This window comes from Pseudomonas sp. BN607, from assembly GCF_029871175.1.
Lineage (GTDB): Bacteria > Pseudomonadota > Gammaproteobacteria > Pseudomonadales > Pseudomonadaceae > Aquipseudomonas.
This window is the reverse complement of the sequence record NZ_SSOE01000029.1, coordinates 1-24,661: the sequence shown is the minus strand read 5'-3', so window position 1 is coordinate 24,661 and position 24,661 is coordinate 1. Positions and strand designations below refer to the sequence as shown.

Annotated in this window: 18 protein-coding genes; 6 read left to right on the top strand and 12 right to left on the bottom strand. The window is 63.3% G+C overall.

What is annotated here, in order from left to right:
• The first annotated feature begins 78 nt into the window (after nucleotides 1–78).
• The 4 genes from E8E68_RS07505 (at nucleotide 79) to E8E68_RS07490 (ending at nucleotide 3,598) form a co-directional block, all read left to right on the top strand.
• On the top strand, nucleotides 79–411 hold the full coding sequence (locus tag E8E68_RS07505) for a multidrug efflux SMR transporter (protein ID WP_110745968.1): 333 nt from the start codon (nucleotides 79–81) through the stop codon (nucleotides 409–411).
• A gap of 181 nt (nucleotides 412–592) precedes the next feature.
• Nucleotides 593–1,768 (top strand): FAD-dependent oxidoreductase, encoded by a 1,176-nt coding sequence (locus E8E68_RS07500; protein ID WP_266032346.1) that lies wholly within the window; start codon nucleotides 593–595, stop codon nucleotides 1,766–1,768.
• Nucleotides 1,765–2,577, top strand: coding sequence for an aldo/keto reductase (locus tag E8E68_RS07495; RefSeq protein WP_266032347.1), 813 nt, complete (start codon nucleotides 1,765–1,767; stop codon nucleotides 2,575–2,577). The genes E8E68_RS07500 and E8E68_RS07495 overlap by 4 nt, the downstream gene beginning before the upstream one ends.
• A 52-nt stretch (nucleotides 2,578–2,629) precedes the next feature.
• Nucleotides 2,630–3,598, top strand: coding sequence for a metal ABC transporter ATPase (locus E8E68_RS07490; protein ID WP_266032348.1), 969 nt, complete (start codon nucleotides 2,630–2,632; stop codon nucleotides 3,596–3,598).
• Between the two features lie 133 nt (nucleotides 3,599–3,731).
• On the opposite strand, the gene hldE is transcribed toward E8E68_RS07490, so the two are convergent.
• The 3 genes from hldE to E8E68_RS07475 all read right to left on the bottom strand — a co-directional run bounded on the left by hldE (nucleotide 3,732) and on the right by E8E68_RS07475 (nucleotide 8,283).
• Nucleotides 3,732–5,153 carry a bifunctional D-glycero-beta-D-manno-heptose-7-phosphate kinase/D-glycero-beta-D-manno-heptose 1-phosphate adenylyltransferase HldE gene (gene hldE, locus E8E68_RS07485; protein WP_110745972.1) on the bottom strand — a complete coding sequence of 474 codons (1,422 nt, stop codon included), beginning with the start codon at nucleotides 5,151–5,153 and terminating at the stop codon, nucleotides 3,732–3,734.
• Nucleotides 5,154–5,283: 130 nt separating this feature from the next.
• Complete coding sequence (gene msbA / locus E8E68_RS07480) at nucleotides 5,284–7,092, bottom strand: lipid A export permease/ATP-binding protein MsbA (protein WP_266032349.1); 1,809 nt, start codon at nucleotides 7,090–7,092, stop codon at nucleotides 5,284–5,286.
• 15 nt (nucleotides 7,093–7,107) lie between these two features.
• Nucleotides 7,108–8,283 (bottom strand): O-antigen ligase family protein, encoded by a 1,176-nt coding sequence (locus tag E8E68_RS07475; RefSeq protein ID WP_280340443.1) that lies wholly within the window; start codon nucleotides 8,281–8,283, stop codon nucleotides 7,108–7,110.
• A 100-nt stretch (nucleotides 8,284–8,383) separates the two neighbouring features.
• Here E8E68_RS07475 and E8E68_RS07470 point away from each other — a divergent pair, with 100 nt between their 5' ends.
• A complete protein-coding gene (locus E8E68_RS07470; RefSeq protein ID WP_110745975.1) occupies nucleotides 8,384–8,989 on the top strand; it encodes a toluene tolerance protein in 606 nt (201 codons plus the stop codon).
• Between the two features lie 3 nt (nucleotides 8,990–8,992).
• Here the strand turns inward: E8E68_RS07470 and E8E68_RS07465 are convergent, their stop codons facing one another.
• The 9 genes from E8E68_RS07465 to putP all read right to left on the bottom strand — a co-directional run bounded on the left by E8E68_RS07465 (nucleotide 8,993) and on the right by putP (nucleotide 19,736).
• The gene (locus E8E68_RS07465; RefSeq protein WP_280340441.1) at nucleotides 8,993–10,084 is read right to left on the bottom strand and encodes a glycosyltransferase; all 1,092 of its coding nucleotides are present in this window, start codon (nucleotides 10,082–10,084) and stop codon (nucleotides 8,993–8,995) included.
• 37 nt (nucleotides 10,085–10,121) lie between these two features.
• Nucleotides 10,122–10,895: a glycosyltransferase family 2 protein gene (locus E8E68_RS07460; protein ID WP_266032352.1), complete on the bottom strand. Its 774-nt coding sequence runs from the start codon at nucleotides 10,893–10,895 to the stop codon at nucleotides 10,122–10,124.
• Nucleotides 10,896–10,960: 65 nt separating this feature from the next.
• Nucleotides 10,961–11,917, bottom strand: a complete 957-nt coding sequence (locus E8E68_RS07455; protein WP_266032353.1) for a glycosyltransferase — start codon at nucleotides 11,915–11,917, stop codon at nucleotides 10,961–10,963.
• A gap of 37 nt (nucleotides 11,918–11,954) precedes the next feature.
• On the bottom strand, nucleotides 11,955–13,358 hold the full coding sequence (locus E8E68_RS07450) for a PIG-L family deacetylase (RefSeq protein WP_280340440.1): 1,404 nt from the start codon (nucleotides 13,356–13,358) through the stop codon (nucleotides 11,955–11,957).
• Complete coding sequence (locus E8E68_RS07445; protein WP_266032355.1) at nucleotides 13,355–14,251, bottom strand: antimicrobial resistance protein Mig-14; 897 nt, start codon at nucleotides 14,249–14,251, stop codon at nucleotides 13,355–13,357. Before E8E68_RS07445 ends, E8E68_RS07450 begins: the two co-directional genes overlap by 4 nt.
• Complete coding sequence (locus E8E68_RS07440; protein ID WP_266032356.1) at nucleotides 14,251–15,381, bottom strand: glycosyltransferase; 1,131 nt, start codon at nucleotides 15,379–15,381, stop codon at nucleotides 14,251–14,253. Before E8E68_RS07440 ends, E8E68_RS07445 begins: the two co-directional genes overlap by 1 nt.
• The gene (locus E8E68_RS07435) at nucleotides 15,365–17,122 is read right to left on the bottom strand and encodes a carbamoyltransferase (RefSeq protein ID WP_110745982.1); all 1,758 of its coding nucleotides are present in this window, start codon (nucleotides 17,120–17,122) and stop codon (nucleotides 15,365–15,367) included. The genes E8E68_RS07440 and E8E68_RS07435 overlap by 17 nt, the downstream gene beginning before the upstream one ends.
• A 192-nt stretch (nucleotides 17,123–17,314) precedes the next feature.
• Nucleotides 17,315–18,151, bottom strand: a complete 837-nt coding sequence (gene rlmJ / locus E8E68_RS07430) for a 23S rRNA (adenine(2030)-N(6))-methyltransferase RlmJ (protein WP_280340436.1) — start codon at nucleotides 18,149–18,151, stop codon at nucleotides 17,315–17,317.
• 106 nt (nucleotides 18,152–18,257) lie between these two features.
• Nucleotides 18,258–19,736, bottom strand: a complete 1,479-nt coding sequence (putP, locus tag E8E68_RS07425; protein ID WP_110745984.1) for a sodium/proline symporter PutP — start codon at nucleotides 19,734–19,736, stop codon at nucleotides 18,258–18,260.
• A 356-nt stretch (nucleotides 19,737–20,092) separates the two neighbouring features.
• Between putP and putA the strand changes: the two genes are divergently transcribed.
• The gene (gene putA / locus E8E68_RS07420) at nucleotides 20,093–24,046 is read left to right on the top strand and encodes a trifunctional transcriptional regulator/proline dehydrogenase/L-glutamate gamma-semialdehyde dehydrogenase (RefSeq protein ID WP_280340433.1); all 3,954 of its coding nucleotides are present in this window, start codon (nucleotides 20,093–20,095) and stop codon (nucleotides 24,044–24,046) included.
• The last annotated feature ends 615 nt before the right edge of the window (nucleotides 24,047–24,661 follow it).

The window sequence follows — 24,661 nt, the reverse complement described above, 5'->3', positions numbered from 1 at the left end:
TCCAACATTGATAGGTAATGACTTTACCCCATCCTGGCGAAGTCTAGAATGCCCGCTCAGTAACCGGAGGATCCTGCCATGAATGCCTATACCTACCTCGCCATCGCCATCTGCGCCGAAGTCATCGCCACTGCTTCGATGAAAGCGGTGAAAGGCCTGAGCACGCCGTTGCCACTGGTGTTGATGGTGGTCGGCTATGGCATCGCGTTCTGGATGCTGACCTTGGTGGTACGCAGCATTCCGGTGGGGATCGCCTATGCCATCTGGTCGGGGTTGGGGATTGTGCTGATCAGCGTGGCGGCGCTGGTGATCTATGGGCAGAAGCTGGATGTGCCGGCGATGCTTGGCATGGCCATGATCGTGGGTGGAGTGGTGGTGATTCAGCTGTTTTCGAAGACGGCTGGGCATTGATTTTTGCCCTGTGTCTGGCTGGCGGTCGCGCCAGGGCTACCTAGTGCTTGCCGTGATTTTGGGGGTGTCGGGTAGATCGAGCGCAAAAAACCTCAAGGCGGGCCTCTGTTAGCCCTCACACGATCCCCCTCGTGCCCGACCCTGTATACTTGCCAGCTGTCCCAGTCTTCGAGGTACCGCCATGCCATCTGCCATTTCCACTGACGTGCTGATCGTCGGCGCCGGGGTCGCAGGCCTTTGGCTGAATGCCCGCCTGCAACGCCTGGGCTACTCGACAGTACTGGTGGAGCGCGCCAGCCTCGGCGGCGAGCAGACCATCAAGTCGCAGGGCATCATCCACGGCGGCACCAAATACGCCCTGCACGGCGCCCTGACCGGCGCCTCGGAAGCCATCGCCGACATGCCGCGCCGCTGGCGCGAGGCCTTGGCCGGCAGCGGCGAACTGGACCTCGGGCGCACCCGCCTGCTCTCCGATGCCCACTACCTGTGGTCGCCGGGCACCTTGGCCGGCAACCTCACAAGCTTCTTCGCCAGCAAGGCCGTGCGCGGCCGGGTTGACCAGGTCAAGGGGGACCAACTGCCACCGGCACTGCAGGACCGCGCGTTCAAGGGCAAGGTGTACCGCCTGGCGGAACTGGTGATCGATGTCCCGAGCCTGCTGGCCAACCTGGCAGAGCTGGGCGGCGACTCCTTGCTGGCCGGTGAACGCATCGAACCCTTGCGTGAAGGTCATGCATTGGTCGGCCTGCGCGTGGACGACCGGGAAATCCGTGCCCAGCGCATCGTGTTGAGCGCCGGGGCAGGCACCGAAGGCTTGCTGCAGGCGCTGGGCCTGGACCAGCCAGCCATGCAAACCCGCCCGCTGCACATGGTCATGGCCAAGGGCCCGAACCTCAAACCTTTGTACGCCCACTGCCTCGGCGGCGGGCCCAAGCCGCGCGTTACCGTGACCACCCACCCGGCAGCCGATGGCCAGTGGGTGTGGTACCTCGGTGGGGACCTGGCCGAAGCCGAAGGTGTTGCGCGAGAACCCGCGGCGCAGATTGCTGCGGCGCAGAAGGAAATCGCCAACCTGTTGCCATGGGTCGACCAGGGCCAAGTGCGCTGGGCCACCCTGCGGGTAGACCGTGCAGAACCCGCACAATCGGGCCTGGTACGCCCGGACAACGCCTTCCTCGCCGACCAGCAGCGCCTGCTGGTCGGCTGGCCGACCAAGCTGGCGCTGGCACCGGACTTCAGCGACCGGGTCATCAGCCACCTGGAACGCGACGGCATTCGCCCACAAGCGCATGCCGACCTGGCCGACCTCCCACGCCCTCCGCTGGGTGTACCGGCCTGGGAGCAACTGCTGCCATGAGCCTGCCAACCCTGCACGAATTTCATCGCCCGCTGGGCAGCACCGGCCTCAAGGTCTCCCCACTGGGCCTCGGCACGGTCAAGCTTGGCCGCGATCAGGGCGTGAAGTATCCCTCCGGGTTCACCATTCCCAACGATGACGAAGCCCGTCTGCTGCTGGCACAGGCCCGCGAGCTGGGGATCAACCTGATCGACACCGCCCCGGCTTACGGCCGCAGCGAGGAACGCCTGGGGCCACTGCTGCGTGGGCAACGCGATGAGTGGGTAATCGTCAGCAAGGTCGGTGAAGAGTTCGAGGAAGGCCTCTCGCATTTCGACTTCAGCGCCGCCCACACCCGCCGGTCGGTGGAGCGCAGCCTGCACCGGCTCAAGACCGACCGTATCGAACTGGTCCTGGTGCATTCCGACGGCAACGACTTGGCGATACTCGAGCAGCAGGAGGTCTATCAGACCCTGGCCGAGCTCAAGCAGGAAGGCAAGATCCTCGGCTTCGGCCTGTCCGGCAAGACCGTCGAAGGCGGCCTGAAGGCGCTGGAGGAAGGTGACTGCGCCATGGTCACCTACAACCTCAACGAGCAGGCAGAACGCCCGGTGCTGGACTACGCTGCGGAACACGGCAAGGCCATCCTGGTGAAAAAGGCCCTGGCTAGCGGGCATATCTGCCTGGCCCCGGGCGTTGACCCGGTGCAGGCCAGCTTCGAGCTGCTATTCGCCCACCCGGGCGTCAGCAGTGCTATCGTCGGCACCATCAACCCGCTGCACCTGGCTCATAACGTGGCCACCGTCGCCCGTATCCTGGGCCAGCACTGAGTGACGCCTGGCCCACGGGCCAGGAAACTGACCCGACGCAAGGAGGAGCCTCGTGGCGCGAACGCTGATCCGCAAGAACCCGAGCAACTTCAAGACATTGCCCCTTCATGTCGAGGCCACGCCCGAAGGGCTGATCTATCAGGGCATCGGCATGCCGCTGAATTTTGCCCAGACCCAGCAACGGCGCAAGGCCATCCAGTTACCCGACGCGCAACGCTTCGCGGTCGAACTGGCCAACCTGGGCGTGTCGGTGCGACTGACCCTGCACTGGCAGAACCGTGATTACTGGGTGCTGGTGCGCCAACGCCGGCAAGACCGTGGCGATGTAGTGCTGAAACTGATTTCAGGTTACGTGCCGGCACAGGAGCTGAACCTGCCGCTGCACACCGCCGTTCAGGAAGTGGCCGAGGAATGCCTGCTGGAAACCACGGAAGGCTGGCTGGGCGGGCGTTTCAACGATACTTGGCTGCCCGTGCCCTATGCCGCCGCTTTGCACTACCGCGAAACACCACACTTCATACTGACCCCGGAATCGGGTGCTGCGCGCCCGGTGCACTGTGGCAACCTGATGCTGCTCGAGCGACCACGCGCCTACGTGCACCTGCCCACGGCTTCGCTACAGCTTATCTATGACATGCGCCTGCAAGTGCCCCGGGAGGCCAAGAAGCTCAGCCTGTTTCACGTGGACGAGCGGCTGGAGGGCGACCAACTGGTGGCGCGGCTCAACCGCAAGCGCCCAGACCTTTACCTGATGCCATTGAAAGACGGCCAGCCGCTGGCAGAGCTGTATACCCTGAAGAAGGACGAACTGGTGCCGGTGAGTACGCGTGGGCTGTACCTGGCAGAGAGCTTTGCCAAGCGCGAAGGCTGGGTAGTGACGGATGAGCGGGTGCGCTGGAAGGACTGGGTGAAACAGCAAGGGCTGGTGGAGAGTAAGCCGGCGCGGGCATCGCACCTTCAGCGCTTTGGCGACAAGGCGCGGGCGCTGCTGGAGCGGGCACGCACCTCACTGCACAAATAGGATGGCGGGTGCCACTGCCGTAGGCTGCTGTTCAGGTCGCCACCCTCTCCTGTAGGAGCAGCAAGGCTGCTCCTACAGGCATGGCGTAAGCTCGAAGCCTACACAGCACCTGGAAAAGCAGCCTGGGGCATGATCAGTTCTTGCGGATTTTCTCGACAATCGCCGTGGTCGAGCTGTTTTCCACCAGCCCCAGCACCTTCACGGTACCGCCATAAGCCTTGACGATATCGGCGCCGACCACCTGATCGATGCCATAGTCCCCACCCTTGACCAGCACATCTGGCTTTACCTGACTCAGCAGGTTTTCCGGGGTGCCTTCAGGGAAGCTGATGACCCAGTCCACGGCGCCCAGGCCGGCCAGCACGGCCATGCGCCGGTCGACGCTGTTGATTGGCCGGCCCGGCCCTTTCAGGCGGCTGACCGAAGCGTCGTCATTGACTGCGACGATCAACCGGTCGCCTTGAGCGCGTGCCTGTTCCAGGTAGGTGACGTGCCCGGCATGCAGGATGTCGAAGCAACCGTTGGTGAAGACGATCTTTTCCTTGTGCGCCCGCGCGTCATCAATGGCCAGCAGCAGTTGCTCCAGGCCCAGCACGCCACGCTCGGAGCCTTCCTCACGCTGAATGGCCCGGCGCAGTTCAGGGGCACTGATGGCCGCGGTACCCAGCTTGCCGACCACGATACCCGCCGCCAGGTTGGCCAGGGCCACCGCGTGAGGCAGGTCCTCGCCTGCTGCAATGGCTGCGGCAAGCGTGGAGATGACGGTATCGCCGGCACCGGTCACATCGAACACTTCGCGTGCCCGCGCCGGCAGGTGCAGCGCCGGCTGGCCGACCCGCAGCAGGGTCATGCCATGCTCGCCACGGGTGACCAGCAAAGCACCGAGGTCCAGGTCCTGCAGCAGCTGCAGGCCCTTGGCAACCAGGTCGGCCTCATCGGCGCAACGGCCGACGATGGTCTCGAACTCGCTGAGGTTCGGGGTGATCAGGCTGGCGCCGCGGTAGATGGAAAAATCCTTGCCCTTGGGGTCGGCCAGCACTGGAATACCCTTGGCCCGCGCGGCCTGGATCAGGCTTTGGTGATTCCTCAATGCGCCCTTGCCGTAGTCGGACAGGACCAGCACCTTGACCCCTTCGAGCAGGCTGTCGACCTCGGTGGCCAGCGACAGCGGGTCGGTGGCGAACGGTTCTTCGAAATCGATACGCAGCAACTGCTGATGACGGCTCATGACCCGCAGCTTGACGATGGTCGGCTGGTGCGCAATGCGCTGGAACACCGAACGCACGCCGGCCGCCTGCAGGCTGTTGGCAAGGCTGTCGGCGGCTTCGTCTTGCCCGGTGACACCGACCAGCGAAGCCGGGGCGCCCAGGGCGGCGATGTTCAAGGCAACGTTGGCCGCGCCGCCGGGGCGATCCTCAATCTGATCGACCTTGACCACCGGCACTGGCGCTTCAGGCGAGATACGCGAAGTACCGCCATGCCAGTAGCGGTCGAGCATGACATCGCCGACCACCAGTACCGGGGCTTGATCGAAACGCGGCATGGACAACTTCATGGGCAACCCATATGGAAATAATGAACAGGGGCAGGATATTAGCACAGGGTAGACGACGGCTTTACGGCCAGATCGTCCCCGGAAAATTCCCGTGACAATCGGGGCCATGACGGCCCCGATCAAGGAGGGTTCAGGTGATATCGGCCTTGGCCGGCTCATCCAGGCCCATGGCATGCAAGCGGGCATAATGGCCATTTGCTGCAAGTAGCTCGGCGTGGGTGCCGCGCTCGACCAGACGGCCCTGGTCCATGACCAGAATCTGGTCGGCCTTCTCGATGGTCGACAGACGGTGGGCGATCACCAACGTGGTACGGCCTTGCATGACATGGTCCAGGGCCGCCTGGATATGCCGCTCGGACTCGGTATCCAGCGCCGAGGTGGCTTCGTCGAGGATCAGCAGCGGCGCGTTCTTCAGCAGCGCGCGGGCAATTGCCAGGCGCTGGCGCTGGCCACCGGAGAGCAGCACACCGTTTTCACCCACCTCGGTATCGAAGCCCTTGGGCAGGCGATCGACGAACTCCTTGGCGTAGGCATCGGCCGCAGCCGCTTCGATGTCGGCACGCGGGGCGCCAGCCAGGTCGCCATAGGCGATGTTGTTGGCGACGGTGTCGTTGAACAGGGTAACGTGCTGGGTCACCTGGGAAACGTGGCGACGCAGGTTGCGCAGGCGGTAGTTCTCGATCTCCACACCATCGAGCAGGATCTGCCCCTGGTCGTGGTGATAGAAACGCGGAATCAGCGCCGCCAGGGTTGACTTGCCACTGCCGGAACGGCCCACCAGGGCAATCATCTGCCCAGGCTCGGCGGTAAAGCTGATGTCGCTCAGCACTTCCCGCTCGGTCCCCGGGTAGGTGAAGCTCAGGTTGCGCACTTCCAGACGCCCTTCGACCCGCTCCTTCTCGACGGTGCCGGTGTCCACTTCAGGTGCTTCGTCCAGTTGTTCGAAGATGCTTTCGGCACCTGCGAGGCCTTTCTGGATGGTCGAGCTGACCTCCGAAAGCTGGCGAATCGGCTTGGGCAACAGGCCGGCGGCGGTGATGTAGGCCACCAGGTCACCGGCGGTGGACTCACCACGCAGGAACAGCACCAGGAACATCAGCGCGGCCATGGCACTGTAGATCACCAGCTGCAGCATCGGCGTATACAGCGAGCCAGTCTTGGTCATGCGCAGCTGTTTGTCGGTGTTGCTCTGGCTGGCCTTGCCGAAGCGTCGTTGTTCGTAGGCTTCACCGCCGAAGCTGCGGACCACGCGATAACCCTGGATGGTTTCCGAGGCAACGTGGGTGACGTCGCCCATGGCCACCTGGATCTTCTTGCTCTGCTTGCGGAATTTCTTGCTGGCGATGCTGACCATTACCGCGATCACCGGCAGGATGGCAACCATCACCAGGGTCAGGTGCCAGTTCATCCACAACAGGTAGGCGAACAGGAACACCACGGTCAGGCCTTCGCGGATCACCACCTTGATGGCGTCAGTGGCCGCACCGGTCACCATGGTCACGTTGAAGGTGATGCGCGAAATCAGGTGCCCGGAGTTGTGGTTGTCGAAGTAGCGGTTAGGCAACACCAGCAGCTTGTTGAACAATTCCACACGCAGGTCGTGCACCAGGCACAGGGAAACCTTGGCCAGGAAATAGTTGCCGAGGAACGAGCCCAGGCCCTGCCATGCGGCGATCAGTATGATCAGCAGCGGTACCGCCTGCAGCAATTGCAGGTCACGCAAGTAGGGAACGTTGGGGAACAACACCGCTTCGGGGTTGCTCAGCCCATCGACAAAATACTTGAGGATGCCGGCCAGCATCGGCTGGGTGGAGGCAAAGATCACAAAACCGACAATGCTCAGCAGGAAAATGCCGACATAGGGTTTCACATAGCCCAGCAGCCGGAAGTAGATCTTCAGGCTGGAGGTGTGCTCCGCCGGTCGCGGTGTTTCGGCCATTATCGAGCTCGCTGTTCAGGTTGAACCGGAAATTTTACCACAGGCGTCATTTTCGGCACGCCCCCATGGCAGCATCATGGCAAGGCCCACCGGCAGCCAGCTGATGAACCACTCGGCACGTGGCGTACCTGTGAGGCTGGCAGCATCGAATTGCATGGCCAGCGTCGAATACACCCAGAAGCCCAGCAGCACCTTGCCGAACAGGGTACCCCGCGCGCGAATGATCTCCGCCAGGGTATACAGCCAAACCATTACCCACAGCAGCATGCCTGGCAGCCCCATCTCTACCGCGATGTGGGTGAACATGTTGTGGGTATGGTCGAAATGTCTGCCGACTGCACTCACGTCGTAGGCCGAGCCCAGGCCAAGACCGGCCCATGGATGCATGGCAATCATGTCCACCACGGCTTGGAAGATCTCTGGCCGGTAGGACGAGCCACGCATGGCGATCACGTCGTATACAAAGTAGAAGGCCAGGCCAGTGGCAACCGCTGCCAGGATGGAGAACACCCGGCTATGACGGTCACGGAACCATAGCGGCGCCATGATCACGGTAATTACCAAGGCCAGGACTGCCCCACGGCTCTGGCTAAGCATGGCGAACGCCCCCAGGCACACCAGTGCCCCCAGCCATAACAGCTGCAAGCCACGCTGCCGGGGCGGTTGGTAAAGCAGTAACAGCACGGCCGAGCCGATGACATAGGCACCGAGGATCGGGTGCGATATCTCGCCGATACCCTGCAGGCGCGCCAGCACTGGCATGTGCCGCACGCCGTAGAAATGAATGATCGAAACCAGTGCAGCAATCGCCAGCAGCCCGCTACCGACCAGCAAAAGCTGGCGAATGCGCGCCTGGCCAAGCTGGGCTAGCAGCGGGAACGCCAGCAGGAACACCAATATGTAGAGCAGCCGCTTGATCTCGCGCCCGGTGTCCTCTGCGGCCGACCAGAACAAGCTGACCCCACTCCATCCCAGTAGCAACAGCACACTCGCCCAAAGCGCCGGCTGACGCCGGCAGGCTTGCAGCAGTACGCCTCGGGCCGACCAGGCCAGTATCAGCGTCGGCAGCCACAGGAACAGTACCAGGCCCTGCTGATAAACCTTGTTGCTCGGTGCCAGGGCAATCGCCGCGAGGAACCAGACCAGACCCACTCCTAACCAGGCTCGTGCCCAGTTTTTTTGATACAACATCCTTTCCCCCGATGAATCAAAGACACCATCCATGGTGCTACAGCATTATTTTCGGCATTATTGCCGGTCATTTTGCTCGCCAGACGACAAGGCTCTATTCATGCAATGTTCCCGGCTCACCCAGGTCGACTTCGATCAGCTGACACTCGGCGCACAGGTGCTTGAGGCAGACAGCCATGGCGCCAAAGTCTACCTGCTCGCGGATGGTAATTTCCTCAAGGTTTTTCGTAGGAAGCGGCTGATTTCATCTGCACTGTTGCGCCCCTACTCCCAGCGCTTCGTCGACAATGCTGCGCGCCTGGCCCAACTGGGCATCCCCACCCTTGAGGTGATCAGCCAGCACAAGCTCGACCTGCCAGGCCGCACCGCAGTCCTGTACCGCCCACTGCCCGGCCGCACCCTGCTGCAGATGTCACGCGATGCCGGCTTCAGCTGGGATATCTACCTGCCGCGCCTGATCGACCTGATCCGCCAGCTGCACCGCAGCGGGGTGTACTTCCGCTCGCTGCACCTGGGGAATGTGGTGGTCACCCCCGACCAGCGTCTGGGCCTGATCGACGTGGCTGACATGCGTTTCCTGCGCCCGCCACTGTCGGCACGCATGATCCGGCGCAATGTGCAGCACATGGTGCGCTACATCGAGCGGGAGAACCTGGGTGACCGGTTCCCCCTCGCCGCCTTCGAGGCAGCCCTGCTGGCGCGCTGAACGTCAGCTACGCAGCAGGCTCTGCGAGCCCGCGCAGAACGCTTGCCAGGCCTGCTCCGGGGCCAGAGCATGGCGTTGCTGCGCCGCTACTGCCGAGGGGCTGAGTGCCGTGCACCGCTCAATTGCTTCGGCCCAGGCAGCCTGGTCGGCAATCGGCAGATAGCCACCGGTATCACGCAACTGCTCGCGGAACACCTGCAGGTCGCTGCACACCACGGGCACATCGGCCATCACCGCCTCTTGCACCACCAGCCCAAGGCCTTCGGAACGGGACGGCACCAATAACCAGTCGAACGCCCGATACAGCTGCTGCATGTCCTCGCGGTAGCCGCGCAGGTGGACGCGTCCCGCCAGGCCCAGCGCACCGATACGACGCTGCAGCGCGGCATGCTGCGGCCCCTCACCAATGATCGCCAATTGCAGGCCCGGCTGCAGGGCGCTTGCCTTGGCGAATGCTTCGACCAACATTTCGAACCCCTTGCTCTCGACCAACCGCCCCACCGCACCCAGCATCATTCCGGGTGCCTGCGGCAGCTGCAGCGCCTGCCGGGCCGCATCCCGGCTCAGCAAGGGCGCGGCGAATGCCAGCGGGTCGAGCGCCATGCGCAGGGTCTGCACTGGCCTGTCCAGGTCACGTTCGAGCGATTCGGCCAATGTGTTCGAAACCGCCGCGATGCTCAGGCGCTCCGCCGGCAGCATGCGCAGCAGGCGGATATCGCTGCCGTTCAGCCGTGTCTTGCCGTGGAACAGCACCTTGGCTCGCACGCCGGGAATGCTCTGCAACAGCGGCAGCACCAGGCGCGCAACGCCAATTCCGTCGAGCAGCACGACTTCCGCCCTGGCCTCAGCCAGCGCCTTGCGCAAACGCATGCGCAGCCACGGCCGCAGCAGGCGCCACAAGTGACGCCCCTTCAGGGCACGTGCCGGCATGTGCCACTCCCGGGTCGAACCAAGCCCACAACAGAGCCCGCTGCCCAGCAGCAACCAGTTACTGATCCGGGCATCGGCACCCGCGTTCGACAGTACTTGCCGATGCACCTTGTGGATGGACATGTAAGGCGTTCCACCCGCCCACATCATATTGACGATGTTCATGGGCCCTCTCCCGCTCATGTCAGATGGGACAGCGACTTCATTGAACAAAAATGGTGATACCCATGCCGATCAAGGCACCCGCCACCAGCGTCAATGCCAGTTTCATCCGATCACGTTGACGACGCTTGGCCTTGCGCTCCACTTCTATGGGCAAGGTCACGTGATTACCGAATCCAGTGTGCAATACTGCATCACCCTCCAGCGTGACCGCTGTCAGATTTAACTCAGCGTAGCGACGGGAAAGCGCCTTTTCTCCAGCATAGGCGGCAAATGGCGCGCAGCGTTGGTAATCGCTCAAGCGACGCAACCCAGGGTTGAGCGAAAACGCCTGCCATTCGGCCTTGTCCGATAGCAACGGGTAGCAAGGCACGCCTGCAATGACCTGGCGGTCGCCCAAGTGTATGTATGGGCTGTGGATGGCCAGGTCGTGGGCATGGCTGCGCAGCCACACCTGCAACAGGTTAGGGCTGGCGTCCAGAATGGCCCGCGAGTCTTCGACAAAACCCTGCCGGTAGAAATGCCAGTCATCCTCGCAGTGGAAGATGTATGGGGTCTTGACGTGGCTGTAGGCCAGGTCGATTGACGGCAACTGGCCGAGCTTGGGCCGGTTGACGAACACCTTGCAGTGCGGTTTCCAGTGCTCCGGCACAGCGCCATGCACGGCATCGTCACCGGAATCTTCGGTGATGAAAACTTCGCGGATCGGCGCAGTGTTGCAGCGATCGAAACTCTCAAGGGTGTCTTTGAGCAGATCGAACCGCCCACAACTGGTCACGACGAGCGTGACGTCACTCTCATTTGAAAAGCGCACCGGACTCCCTCCGCATTGCGACTAGCGGCTTTCAACACCCGCTCCTGGGCGCGAAAGCTCTTATGTTAGATGCCCAGCTTCAGGCGCAGCCGCTGCCATGCAGTCAGTGGCGGGTGGGGCCTGAGCGCCGGGCGCATGTGGTCGACGATGCTACGTCCAACTGCGCCGAAACTGAAACGGGAAACTGCCAGCTGGCGGCCGTTTTCTGCAATCTGACGCGCCAGTTCAGGCTCCGCACGCAAGCGCCGGAGCTTTTCCTGAAGGGTCGGAATGGTGTCATAGAACACCACGTTGTGCATGTCCTGCAGGCCTAGCGCGCGGTTTTCTTCCTCGCCTTGGTCATACGCCAGCAGCACACAGCCACAGGCCATGGCTTCGAAGTTCTTGATCATGTATTCGCCCATGCCCACATCAGCGCTGACGAAGAAGCGAATACGGTTGAGCGTGTTGCAGTAGTCCTCGCCCGACTTGGTGCGGGTAACCACCAGGTTTTCGACCTGGCCCAGCTCGTCCAGCAACGCCTTGCGGCCGCTGTACGCCACGCTGTTGGTGCTGCCGACGAAGGCCAGTTCGATATCGCGATCGCGCCCTTGGTCGGCCAGCAATTGCTCGTCGTAGCCCTTGGGCACGAACACCGCGTCGAAACCTTCCTGGCGCAGGCGCTCGCTGACCATGTAGCCGGAACTGATCACCCGCGCCCAAGGCAGCTGCCGGTAATGGGCGCTGAACTTGCCGGTGTACTTGCACGGGATGTAGTTCTGGTAGGCGTCGTGTTCGAGGATGACCAGGTTCGGGATGGTGCGAATGAAACCCACCTGGCGGATCTCCTGCTTGAAACGCAGGAAAAACACAATGCGGTCATAGCGCTCAACCTGCACCTCGCGCTTGAAGTAGCGGCGCAGGTTGCGCTGCTCATCGCTGGTCAGCCAGCGAAGGTCGCACTCGCAGTTGGCCGCGACGCCGTCGTACAGGCGGTCGAGAATCGCCCGCTGCTCCTTCTGTACCAGAAATAGGACTTTCATTACGTTCCTTGGGCGCTCTGCGCCATCGCGGTCAGGTTTACAGCTCACGCCGCCAGAACAACTCATGCCGGCGCACGGCCTTGCGGAAGAACTCGTTCTCCCCGTAAGGCGACGGGCGGCGCGCGGCCAGCCAGCGTTGCAACAACCGGCGCAGGCGGCGCTTGAACGGCGCCCGCGGCTGCAGGTCGTGCATCATACCCAAGGCCATGGCCTTGTCGCGCTGAGTGGCCAGGTCCAGCACCAGGCTGCACGGTGCCCAGGCCTGGGCTGCGTTCAATTGCGGCGGCAACGCCACGCCATCGCCACTGTCGCCCATCGGCCAGCGGTCGTTGTCGTGCAGGTGATTGGCGTAGCACAGCAGGGTTTGCGGCTGCCAGGCCAGGCCTTGCAGGGCTTCGAGCACGGCGGCCTGGGCGCAGATGTGGTCCGGGTGCGGATCGAGCTGCGGGTGCGGCATCACCAGTACCTCGGGCCTGGCCAGCTCCAGCAGGGCGCGCAGGTCGGCCAGCAGATTGTGCCAGGTGGGGGCGCCATCCTGATCGGCAGGCAGCGGGAATGGGTTGAACTGGCGAAACGGCCGTATATCGGCCATGGCGGCTTCGCGAGATGCCGCAGGCCGGTCGGGAGCCGCCTGCATTGCAGGCAACTGCAGGCAGAAGTAGCCCAGCTGTACGCAACGCGATTCCGGCACCCCGGCCCAACGCGGCACGGCGATGCTGTCCCAGGCACGCAGGCGACCCTTGAGGCGTGCGGCCTCGGCCTGGTCCATGCCCATCTGTTGATAATGCTCGGCCTCGATTTCACCGGCAGTCAGGGTCACCACCCAGGTTTCGTCGGCCTGGCTGTACAGGCCATAGGCGGCCAGCTCGGCGTCGTCAGCGTGGGGGGCAATCACCATCACCCGGCGCCGTTGCAGCTCTACCGCCGGGGTTACCCACAGCCGCGGCTGACCATGCAATCGACAATGCCGACCACGCAGGCGCAGCGTGCCGGCCTGAAGTGGCGCCGCCAGGCCGGTAAGGTTGAGGAAACGAAGGCCATCGACACCACGCTCGAAGGTTTGCCGGTCGGCCTGCTCGCCAGCCACCAGTTCGACTCGCGGATCGAGAAAGCGCCCTAGCCAGCTGCTTTTTACCTGCAGTTCGAGTACCAGGGTCTCATCGCCCTGCAGCGTGCAGTCGACCTTGAGCTGACCAGCATGCAGGCTGGCAGCAATCTGCTGCGCCTGCTTGCCGAAGTCGTAGGCATAGTCCTCGCCAGGCGCGTAGAACAGATGGTCCGCGAACCAGGCCTCGTGGGCGGCCCAGAGCAGCGGCAGCAATAACAGTGGCAACCACCACCAGCTGAATACACCCAAGGCGACCAGCGCAACCAGCCCGGCCAGCAAGCCCAGGCGTTTGTTGCGCCGATGGCGCTTGAGCAACTGCTGCTTGCGACTCACGCCTGATACACCGGCACAGGGTTGCACCAGCGGTCCTTGTACTCGCGGTCGGCACGGCCGAACGAGAACCGCAGCGGCTTGTTCCGCGCATGGGCGTCTTCCCAGGCCGCCTGGGTATTGAGGAAGCTCAGCACGCTGCCTGGGCTGAAGGCCTTGGTTTCCGGGTCGACACCGCCATTGATGTATTCGACGCTGATCCACGCCGGGGCTTCGACGCGATACACCAGCTGGATGGCAATCGGCTTGCCCTCCAGCAGCAGCACCGAACCGATCAGCAGCTCGCGCAAGCGCTGCAGCACATCAGCCATGCGCTCGGCGCCAGTGGCCGGGAAGCCCCAGCGGCGCTGGAACAGGTCGCAGTAAATGCTGGCGATTTCCTGCGCACTGAAGTCGCTGATGGGGCGTACGACCCCGCCCGCCTCTTCCAGCAGGCGTAGTTCACGGCGCTGGTTGTAGCGGAACTTCTTCGACAGGTCTTCATGTGCGCGGGCCATGGCCAGCTGTTCCTTCTGTGCCTTGAGGCCGCTGAAACGGCCCAGGTTCAGTTCGGACAGATAACGCACGGTATGGCGCAGCGGGGCAGCAGCATCAGCCGCCGCCGGCAGGATGATTTCGGCGTTGCCGAGGTCGAACAGGGCTTTCTTGCCGGCGCGCTTGAGCACGTCCTTGGACAATGCCAGGTGGCGCCCCCAGGTCGGAACAGCAGCTTTCAACTCGCCCGCCTGGTGCCAGCCCAGATATCGCACCGGAATTTGCGCCAGGTCGGCCAGTTGCTCGATCACCAGCGGGTGGGTGGCGACACTGCCACCAAAGCGGGCCCATGCCTCGGCATAGGCCTTGGCATCGATAACTTGCCAACCGCGTTCGCGGAAGGCCTGAATACGATTGAGCATCAGGCCTGCCCCGCCAGCGCACGCACCTGCGGCAGTTGCCAGAAGGCTTCGCGCACCGCTTGGTCGGAGAACCGCTCACGCAGGCGCTGCAGCATATGATCGGCACAGGCGTGACGCTGCCCGGCATCCAGCACAGCCATGTGCTTCAGGCCCTGAGCCAGCTGCTCCGCATCGCCCAACGGGAATAGCACACCAACACCCTCGACCACTTCGCGGGCACCGCCACAAGCCGTAGCCAACACCGGCACACCGGCAACCATGGCTTCAAGCAAGACCATGCCGAATGGCTCATGGTCTGAGCTCAAGGCGAACACATCGAAGGCCTGGAAGTAGCGGCGGGCATCCGGTACCTGCCCAAGGAAATCCACTTGTCCGGCGACCCCCAGCTCGGCTGCCAAGGCCTTGAGCTTGTCTTCCAGGCGGCCCTTGCCGAGGATGGCAAGGCGGGCTCCCGCTGGCAGCCCCGGTAGCGCCTGGGCGAAGCCACGCAACAGGGTGGCCTGGTCCTTGTCCGGGTGCAGGCGCCCGACATTGCCGACCACCCACGCCTGCGCATCCAGGCCCAGCGCCCGGCGCGCCTCGGCGCGCGGCACCAGGGCGGCTTGCAGGGCGTCGATATCGATGCGGTTGTAAAGTGTCTGGATGCGCTCGGCCGGCCACTGCGGCAGGCAGCGACGCATATCGTCACGTACTGCATCCGACACACCCAGCAGGCTCAGACGCTTGCTGAACAGGTTGGCAAAGAGGCGTCGGCCCTTGCGCTGGTAGTCACCAAATGCATGGTGCACGCCAATCACCGGCAGACCGGTGCCCAGCAATGCCACATAGATCGGCTTGAAGCGGTGGGCAATGCAGAAGGCAAAATTGCGCTCGGCCGCGATCCCGCGCAACGCGCGGATCGCGCCAAGCTTGAGGCCGCGCACAGCCTTGGAGCTGAACTCCAGGAACAGCACCTCGTCCGACGCACAGCCGGCCGCTACCTGCGGGTCGGCGGCGCCGGTGAGGAACACCGTGGTGACCTGGTAGCCGCGCCCCTGGAACAGGCTGGCATACTGACGGGCGCAGTCCAGGAACGGCCCGTCATAGCCATGGCAGAACTGCAGGATGCGCGGTTCAGAGCGGCTGGTCATAGGCGGCGGCGCCGTCCTTCACGACCAGGATGTCTTCCATGATCAGGTACTGCAGGTCCGAGCCGAAGAACATGTTCAGGGCGTCGGTCGGCGAACAGATCATCGGTTCGCCACGGCGGTTCAGCGAGGTGTTCAGCGATACGCCGTTGCCGGTCAGGTCTTCCAGCGCCTTCATCATGTCGTAGTAGCGCGGGTTGTACTCGCGCTTGAGCACCTGGGCACGCGACGTACCGTCCTCGTGGACAACTTCCGGCACGCGGGTCTTCCACTCTTCAGCCACTTCGAAGGTGAAGGTCATGAACGGCGCCGGGTGGTCGACCTTGATCATCTGCGGGGCGACGGTGTCGAGCATCGACGGGCAGAAAGGTCTCCAGCGTTCGCGGAACTTGATCTGATGGTTGATGCGGTCGGCTACGCCCTCGACGCTTGGGCAGCCAATGATCGAGCGGCCGCCCAGCGCACGCGGGCCGAACTCCATGCGCCCCTGGAACCAGGCCACCGGGTTGCCGTCGACCATGATCTTGGCGATCTGCTCGGGCATGTTGTCGAGCTTGCGCCACTTCGGCGCATCCGGGTGGCGGGCACAGGCGGCGATCACGTCTTCGTTGGAATACGACGGGCCGAGGTAGACGTGCTCCATCTTCTCGACCGGCACACCACGGGCGTGGGAAACATAGGCCGCAGCACCAACCGCAGTACCGGCGTCACCGGAAGCCGGCTGGACGAACAGTTCCTTCACATCGGAGCGGGCGATGATCTTCTGGTTGAGCTTGACGTTAAGCGCACAGCCGCCAGCGAAGGCCAGCTTGCCGGTTTCGCGCAGGGTGTCGCCCAGGTAGTGGTCGATCATCTGCAGCGCCAGCTTCTCGAACAGCGCCTGCATGCTGGCCGCGTAATGGATGTACGGCTCGTCGGCGATGTCGCCTTCGCGCTTGGGACCCAGCCATTCGATCAGCTTCGGCGAGAAGTAGAACCCCTTGCCCTTCTCTTTATAACGGCGCAGGCCAATGACGTTGGCGTATTCGGTGTTGATCACCAGTTCGCCGTTTTCAAAGCTGGCCAGACGCGAGAAGTCATATTTGCTGGCATCGCCGTACGGCGCCATGCCCATGACCTTGAATTCGCCGTCGAGCATTTCGAAGCCGAGGAACTCAGTGATTGCACCGTACAGGCCGCCCAGCGAATCTGGATCGAAGAATTCCTTGATCTTGTGGATCTTGCCGTTTTCGCCGTAGCCAAAGAAGGTGGTGGCGTACTCGCCTTTACCGTCGATGCCGAGGATCGCGGTTTTTTCCTTGAAACCGGAGCAGTGGTAGGCGCTGGACGCGTGGGCCAGGTGGTGCTCGACCGGCTCGATCTTGACCTTTTTCGGGTCGAAGCCCAGTTGCTCCAGGCACCAGACGATCTTCTTGCGGTAGCGCTTGTAACGACGGTTGCCCATCAGGATGGCGTCGAGGGCGCGGTCCGGGGCGTACCAGTAGCGTTTGGCATAGTGCCAGCGCGCCTTGCCGAACAGGCTGATCGGGGCGAACGGGATGGCTACCACGTCGACGTCGGAAGGCTTGATGCCCGCCTGCTCCAGGCAGAACTTCGCCGACTCGTAGGGCATGCGGTTCTTCGCATGCTTGTCACGCACGAAGCGCTCTTCTTCGGCGGCGGCAATCAGCTTGCCGTCAATGTACAGGGCCGCGGAAGGGTCATGGCTAAGGGCGCCGGACAGGCCAAGAATCGTCAATGCCAAGGGATTAGCCTCTTCATTCGGTAGAAATGCGCCAGCAGCCGCTTGGGCGGGTGGCGACTAAAGGGCGGGATTATAACGCAAACATTGGAGGCACACCGCCCCCTTGTGGGAGCGGGTTCACCCGCGAAGCAGGCAACGCGGTGGATGGCACCGGCGCTGCCGGTGTTCGCGGGTAAAGCCGCTCCTACAGGTTTACTCGGCGATCAGCCAGTCCATGCGGTAGCTACCAGCAGTCTGTGCCAATTCCTTGGCCAGCCATGGCAACAGCGCCTTGAGCTCATCCTCCAGCCCCCACGGCGGGTTGGCGATGGCCAGGCCCGAACCATTAAGGCCCTGCGGGCTGTCCTGGTGGTGTACATACAGCTCGACCCGCAGCAGCTTTGGCGCGCCAGTGCTTGTCAGGTCCTGGTAGTAGCGGGTCAGCGAGCGCTGGTCCTTGATCGGGTACCAGATGGCCGCAACGGTCTGGCGCATGCGGCCGATCGCCTCTTTCATGGCGGTGGTGCAGCGCTTGAGCTCATCGGCCTGCTCGAACGGCGGGTCGATCAGCATGATGGCGCGCTTTTCCTGCACCGGCAGCAAGGCCCGCGGCACATGCCAGCCCTCACCCAGGTGCACGGTTACGCGCGGGTCTTTTTTCATGTTTTCTTTGAGCAGCGGCCCGTCTTCGGGGTGCTTCTCATTAAGCAGCGCGCGGTCCTGCTGGCGCATCAGGCGGCGGGCGAGTTCGGGCGAACCCGGGTAGTAGCGCAGCTCGCCATCGGCATTCAGGCGCTTGATGATGCGCAGGTAGTCGTCGGCCATGGCCGGCAGGTCATCGCGATTCCACAGGCGGGCCACGCCTTCCAGGTATTCGCCGGTACGGCTTGCCTGGTCGCCCTGCAGGTCATACAAGCCGAGCCCGGCGTGGGTATCTATATAGGCGAACGGCTGCTCCTTGCGCGACATCAGGGCGATGAGGCGGGTCAGCACGATGTGTTTGAGGACGTCGGCGTGGTTGCCGGCGTGGAAGGCGTGACGATAGTTCATGGCAACTCCTGCGAAGGCGGCAAGTTTACCTTGCCTTGCAGGCGGAGTCAGGCCTGGCTGCTGATTGGCGGCACCCGCAAAGCAGGTGCCGCCAATTCAACGGGTATTACTTGTCGGCGTGATACGCCGCGTCAGCAGCCTCGAAGCGCTGCACCATCGCTTTGGAAGGGCTGCCCAGCTTGCTCACCAGAACGATGGCGATGCTCGCCAGCAGGAAGCCTGGGATGATTTCGTACAGGCCCCAGGTATCGATCTGCTTCCACAGGATCACGGTCAGTGCACCGACCACGATACCGGCCAGCGCGCCGTTACGGGTCATGCCTTTCCACAGCACCGAAATCAGCACCACCGGGCCGAAGGCGGCACCGAAGCCTGCCCAGGCATATGCCACAAGGCCGAGCACGCGGTTTTCAGGGTTGGCAGCCATGGCGATGGCAATCAGCGCCACGGCCAGCACCATCAGGCGGCCGACCCACACCAGCTCTAGCTGCGAAGCGTTCTTGCGCAGGAAAGCCTTGTAGAAGTCTTCGGTCAAGGCACTGGAGCACACCAGCAACTGGCAGCTCAGGGTACTCATGACCGCAGCCAGGATGGCCGACAGCAGCACGCCCGCAACCCATGGGTTGAACAGGATCTTGGCCAGTTCGATGAACACACGCTCGTGGTTCTCGGTAACCGGGCCGGCCAGGTCAGGGTTGGCCGAGAAGTAGGCGATGCCGAAGAAGCCCACCGCGCAGGTACCGGCCAGGCACAGGATCATCCAGGTCATGGAGATACGGCGCGCCTTGGCGATCGACTTCACCGAATCGGCTGCCATGAAGCGCGCCAGGATGTGCGGCTGGCCGAAGTAGCCCAGGCCCCAGCCCATCAGCGAGATGATGCCGATGAAAGTAGCGCCCTTGAGCATGTCGAAGTTGGCTGGGTTAACCGCTTCGATGGCAGCGAAGGTGGTGTCGAAGCCGCCCGTGGAGATCAGCACGATCACCGGGGTCAGGATCAGCGCGAAGATCATCAGCGAAGCCTGCACCGTATCGGTCCAGCTCACCGCAAGGAAACCACCGATGAAGGTGTAGGCGATGGTCGCTGCTGCACCTGCCCACAGGGCGGTCTCGTACGACATGCCGAAGGTGCTCTCGAACAAGCGGGCGCCGGCAACGATGCCGGAAGCGCAATAGATGGTGAAGAACACCAGGATGACGATCGCGGAAATGATACGCAGCAGGCCGCTGTTGTCGTCGAAGCGGCTGGAGAAGTAGTCCGGCAGGGTCAGTGCGTCACCGTTGTGCTCGGTTTGCACACGCAGGCGCCCGGCAACGAACAGCCAGTTCAGGTAGGCACCGACGGTAAGACCGATGGCGATCCAGGCTTCGGAAAGACCAGAGAAATAGATGGCGCCCGGCAGGCCCATCAGCAACCAGCCACTCATGTCGGAGGCGCCGGCAGACAGCGCGGTAACCACGCTACCCAGGCTGCGACCGCCCAGAATGTAATCGGAAAGGTTCTTGGTGGAGCGATAGGCGGCGAAGCCGATCAGCACCATTACCGCGATGTAGATCACGAAGGTGATCGTTAGTGGATTGCCCATGCGTGTGCCCTGGCGTTTGTTTTTATGTCATGCACAACCGCGGCATGGCGGTTGCACCCAGGCGGCGAATGCTATGCAACAACCCAAAGCAGGTGCAACCATTTTTCATGTCCAAGTTGCACCTCTTGGCGCAATTTTTGTAAAAGCCGCTTTTTTGCTCCCTTTTGGAGCAACACGCCCAGTTTTCAGAACAAAACGCACCGAAAACATCCTTTTCCGATATACGGAAATGTCTGTCAGACGAGTTGCACCATCTACACGAAATTTTCAGGTTGCACCTGGTTGCACCCGAATTGTCCTACAGCTAATCTTGGCGCCAGCTTAGGCCACAACCGTGGCAATAACGAGGATAAGAAATGGCGACTACCACCCTTGGGGTCAAGCTCGACGACCCTACCCGTGAGCGACTCAAAGCAGCTGCGCAGTCGATTGACCGCACGCCGCACTGGTTGATCAAGCAAGCGATCTTCAATTACCTGGAGAAGCTCGAGGGTGGTGCCACCCTGACCGAACTCAACGGTCATGTCAGCAACCTGGCCGACGACGCTGGCGAGGTGCAAGCCGATCACAGCCACCAGTGCTTCCTCGAGTTCGCCGAGAGCATCCTGCCGCAGTCGGTACTGCGCTCGGCGATCACCGCCGCCTACCGCCGCCCCGAGCAGGAAGTGGTGCCTATGCTGCTGGAGCAGGCCCGCCTGAGCGCGCCGCTGGCCGAAGCCACCAACAAGCTGGCGGCCGGCATCGCCGAAAAGCTGCGCAACCAGAAGAGCGCTGGCGGCCGCGCCGGCATCGTCCAGGGCCTGCTGCAGGAGTTTTCGCTGTCGTCGCAGGAAGGCGTGGCGCTGATGTGCCTGGCCGAAGCCCTGCTGCGCATCCCCGACAAGGGTACCCGCGATGCGCTGATCCGCGACAAAATCAGCACCGGCAACTGGCAGCCGCACCTGGGCAACAGCCCGTCGCTGTTCGTCAACGCCGCCACTTGGGGCCTGCTGCTGACCGGCAAGCTGGTCAGCACCCACAACGAATCCGGCCTGACCTCCTCGCTGACCCGCATCATTGGCAAGAGCGGCGAACCGATGATCCGCAAGGGCGTCGACATGGCCATGCGCCTGATGGGCGAGCAGTTCGTCACCGGTGAGACCATTGCCGAAGCCCTGGCCAACGCCAGCCGTTTCGAAGCCAAGGGTTTCCGCTATTCCTACGACATGCTCGGCGAAGCCGCACTGACCGAGCACGACGCGCAAAAGTACCTGGCGTCCTACGAGCAGGCCATCCACTCGATTGGCAAGGCTTCCCATGGCCGTGGCATCTATGAAGGCCCGGGCATCTCGATCAAGCTGTCGGCGCTGCACCCGCGCTACAGCCGCGCCCAGTACGAACGCGTGATGGAAGAGCTGTACCCGCGCCTGTTGTCACTGACCTTGCTGGCCAAGCAGTACGACATCGGCCTGAACATCGACGCCGAAGAAGCCGACCGCCTGGAGCTGTCGCTCGACCTGCTCGAGCGCCTGTGCTTCGAACCGTCGCTGGCGGGCTGGAACGGCATCGGCTTTGTCATCCAGGCCTACCAGAAGCGCTGCCCGTACGTGATCGACTACGTCATCGACCTGGCCAAGCGCAGCCGTCACCGCTTGATGATCCGCCTGGTGAAAGGCGCCTACTGGGACAGCGAGATCAAGCGCGCCCAGGTCGAAGGCCTGGAAGGCTACCCCGTCTACACCCGCAAGGTGTACACCGACGTGTCCTACGTGGCCTGCGCCCGCAAGCTGCTGGCCGTGCCGGAAGCCATCTACCCGCAGTTCGCCACCCACAATGCCCACACCCTGTCGGCTATCTACCACATTGCCGGGCAGAACTATTACCCCGGCCAGTACGAGTTCCAGTGCCTGCACGGCATGGGCGAGCCGTTGTACGAGCAAGTGGTCGGCAAGATTGCCGATGGCAAGCTGAACCGCCCGTGCCGCGTCTATGCGCCGGTCGGCACCCACGAAACACTGCTGGCCTACCTGGTCCGCCGCCTGCTGGAAAACGGCGCCAACACCTCGTTCGTCAACCGCATCGCCGACCACTCGATCTCCATTCAGGAGCTGGTTGCCGATCCGGTCGCAAGCATCGAGCGCATGGGCACCCAGGAAGGCAGCATCGGTCTGCCGCACCCACGCATCCCACTGCCGCGTGACCTTTATGGCACTGAGCGGGCCAACTCGGCCGGTATCGACATGGCCAACGAACACCGCCTGGCATCGCTGTCGTGCGCCATGCTGGCCACTGCACACAACGACTGGAAGGCCGTTCCGCTGCTGGCTTGCGCCGCCAGTGAGACCACTGCCGTACCCGTGTTGAACCCGGCGGACCATCGCGATGTGGTCGGCCATGTGCAGGAAGCCACCGTCGCCGACGTCGACAATGCCATCCAGTGCGCAATCAACGCAGCACCGATCTGGCAGGCTACCCCGCCGGCGGAGCGCGCTGCGATTCTGGAGCGCACCGCCGACCTGATGGAGGCCGAGATCCAACCGCTGATGGGCCTGCTGATCCGCGAAGCCGGTAAAACCTTCGCCAACGCCATCGCCGAAGTACGCGAAGCCGTGGACTTCCTGCGTTACTACGCAGTGCAGGCACGCAGCGACTTCAGCAACGACGCCCACCGCCCGCTGGGCCCGGTGGTGTGTATCAGCCCGTGGAACTTCCCGCTGGCAATCTTCACCGGCCAGGTGGCCGCAGCCCTGGCCGCGGGCAACCCGGTGCTGGCCAAGCCTGCTGAACAAACTCCGCTGATCGCTGCGCAGGCCGTACGCCTGCTGCTGGAAGCCGGCATTCCGGAAGGCGTATTGCAGCTGCTGCCAGGCCGTGGTGAAACCGTCGGTGCCGGCCTGGTGGGTGACGAGCGCGTCAAAGGCGTGATGTTCACCGGTTCCACCGAAGTGGCCCGCCTGCTGCAACGCAACGTCGCCGGCCGCCTGGACAACCAGGGCCGTCCGATTCCGCTGATCGCCGAAACCGGCGGCCAGAACGCAATGATCGTCGACTCCTCGGCACTGACCGAGCAGGTCGTGATCGACGTGGTGTCGTCGGCCTTCGACAGTGCCGGCCAGCGTTGCTCGGCACTGCGCGTGCTGTGCCTGCAGGAAGACTCCGCCGACCGCGTGATCGAAATGCTCAAGGGCGCCATGGCCGAAAGCCGCCTGGGTTGCCCGGACCGCCTGGCCGTGGACATTGGCCCGGTGATCGACGCCGAAGCCAAGGCCGGTATCGAGAAGCACATCCAGGGCATGCGCGAGAAAGGCCGCTCGGTCTACCAAGTCGCCATTGCCGATGCTGCCGAGATCAAGCGTGGCACCTTCGTCATGCCGACCCTGATCGAGCTGGACAGTTTCGACGAACTGAAGCGCGAGATCTTCGGCCCGGTGCTGCACGTGGTGCGCTACAACCGCCGCGACCTGGACCAGTTGATCGAGCAGATCAACAACTCCGGCTACGGCCTCACCCTCGGCGTGCACACCCGTATCGACGAGACCATCGCCAAGGTGGTGGAAACCGCCAACGCCGGCAACATGTACGTCAACCGCAACATTGTGGGTGCAGTGGTGGGCGTGCAGCCGTTCGGCGGTGAAGGCCTTTCCGGCACCGGCCCGAAAGCCGGCGGCCCGCTGTACCTGTACCGCCTGCTGTCGACCCGCCCGGCCGACGCCATTGGCCGCCACTTCCAGCAGCAGGACGGCGAAGGCAAGCCGGACCGTACCCTGCACGAGCAACTGGTCAAGCCGCTTCACGGCCTGAAGGCCTGGGCCGCGAGCAACCAGATGGCCGACCTCGCTGCGCTGTGCGACCAGTTCGCCAGCCAGTCGCAGAGCGGCATTGCCCGGCTGCTGCCAGGCCCGACCGGCGAGCGCAACAGCTACACCATTCTGCCGCGCGAGCATGTGCTGTGCCTGGCCGACAACGAGGCTGATCTGCTGGCGCAGTTGGCCGCAGTACTGGCCGTCGGCAGCTCGGCGGTGTGGGCAGACGGCGAACCGGGCAAGGCCCTGCGCGCCCGCCTGCCGCGTGAGCTGCAGGCCAAGGTGAAGCTGGTGGCGGACTGGAACAAGGACGAAGTGGCGTTCGACGCCGTGATCCACCATGGCGACTCGGACCAGCTGCGCAGCGTGTGCCAGCAGGTGGCCAAGCGTTCCGGTGCGATCGTGGGTGTGCACGGGCTGTCCAGCGGTGATCACCAGATTGCGCTGGAGCGGTTGGTGATTGAGCGGGCGGTGAGTGTGAACACTGCAGCGGCGGGTGGTAACGCCAGCCTCATGACCATTGGCTGAGGCTGAGGGTTGTTGAAAGGAAAGGGAGAGCTTTGGCTCTCCCTTTTTTATGGGTGCTTGGGTTGGGATTGGGTTTGGGCTGAGAGGTGTTCGGCACAACATTATCGGCGCCTGTGAGACCGAGCGCCGCCCGCGCGGCGCATCGCGAGCTGCGCTCGCTCCTACGCTCGTTTCGGGCCAATTATGCCTGTGGGATTTGCGCGCGAACGCCTTGGCGCATGGCGCAATATCGCGTCGTATGAACAAGGCGGTCGCGCGCGCCTGTCACAGGCCTGACTGGCCCGAAACAAGCGTAGGAGCGAGCGCAGCTCGCTATGCGCCGCGCGGGCGGCGCTCGGTCTCACAGGCGCACCAAAAATCAAGGCAAGCACCTGTATGCCCCACCCTTTCTAAAACCATATCACCCGCTCCTACGGGCCAATTATGCCTGTGGGATTTGCGCGCGCGCCTTGGCGCATGGCGCGATATCGCGTCGTATGAACAAGGCGGTCGCGCGCGCCTGTCACAGGCGTGACTGGCCCGAAACAAGCGTAGGAGCGAGCGCAGCTCGCGATGCGCCGCGCGGGCGGCGCTCGGTCTCACAGGCGCACCAAAAATCAAGGCAAGCACCTGTAT

Excerpts from the sequence above, each read along its gene's own strand:
- E8E68_RS07465 (WP_280340441.1), bottom strand. The coding sequence starts at position 10,084 with ATGAACATCGTCAATATGATGTGGGCGGGTGGAACGCCTTACATGTCC.
- putA (WP_280340433.1), top strand. The coding sequence starts at position 20,093 with ATGGCGACTACCACCCTTGGGGTCAAGCTCGACGACCCTACCCGTGAG.
- putP (WP_110745984.1), bottom strand. The coding sequence starts at position 19,736 with ATGGGCAATCCACTAACGATCACCTTCGTGATCTACATCGCGGTAATG.
- hldE (WP_110745972.1), bottom strand. The coding sequence starts at position 5,153 with ATGAAGTTGTCCATGCCGCGTTTCGATCAAGCCCCGGTACTGGTGGTC.
- E8E68_RS07455 (WP_266032353.1), bottom strand. The coding sequence starts at position 11,917 with ATGAAAGTCCTATTTCTGGTACAGAAGGAGCAGCGGGCGATTCTCGAC.
- E8E68_RS07495 (WP_266032347.1), top strand. The coding sequence starts at position 1,765 with ATGAGCCTGCCAACCCTGCACGAATTTCATCGCCCGCTGGGCAGCACC.
- msbA (WP_266032349.1), bottom strand. The coding sequence starts at position 7,092 with ATGGCCGAAACACCGCGACCGGCGGAGCACACCTCCAGCCTGAAGATC.
- E8E68_RS07445 (WP_266032355.1), bottom strand. The coding sequence starts at position 14,251 with ATGCTCAATCGTATTCAGGCCTTCCGCGAACGCGGTTGGCAAGTTATC.
- E8E68_RS07505 (WP_110745968.1), top strand. The coding sequence starts at position 79 with ATGAATGCCTATACCTACCTCGCCATCGCCATCTGCGCCGAAGTCATC.
- E8E68_RS07475 (WP_280340443.1), bottom strand. The coding sequence starts at position 8,283 with ATGTTGTATCAAAAAAACTGGGCACGAGCCTGGTTAGGAGTGGGTCTG.
- rlmJ (WP_280340436.1), bottom strand. The coding sequence starts at position 18,151 with ATGAACTATCGTCACGCCTTCCACGCCGGCAACCACGCCGACGTCCTC.
- E8E68_RS07470 (WP_110745975.1), top strand. The coding sequence starts at position 8,384 with ATGCAATGTTCCCGGCTCACCCAGGTCGACTTCGATCAGCTGACACTC.
- E8E68_RS07440 (WP_266032356.1), bottom strand. The coding sequence starts at position 15,381 with ATGACCAGCCGCTCTGAACCGCGCATCCTGCAGTTCTGCCATGGCTAT.
- E8E68_RS07500 (WP_266032346.1), top strand. The coding sequence starts at position 593 with ATGCCATCTGCCATTTCCACTGACGTGCTGATCGTCGGCGCCGGGGTC.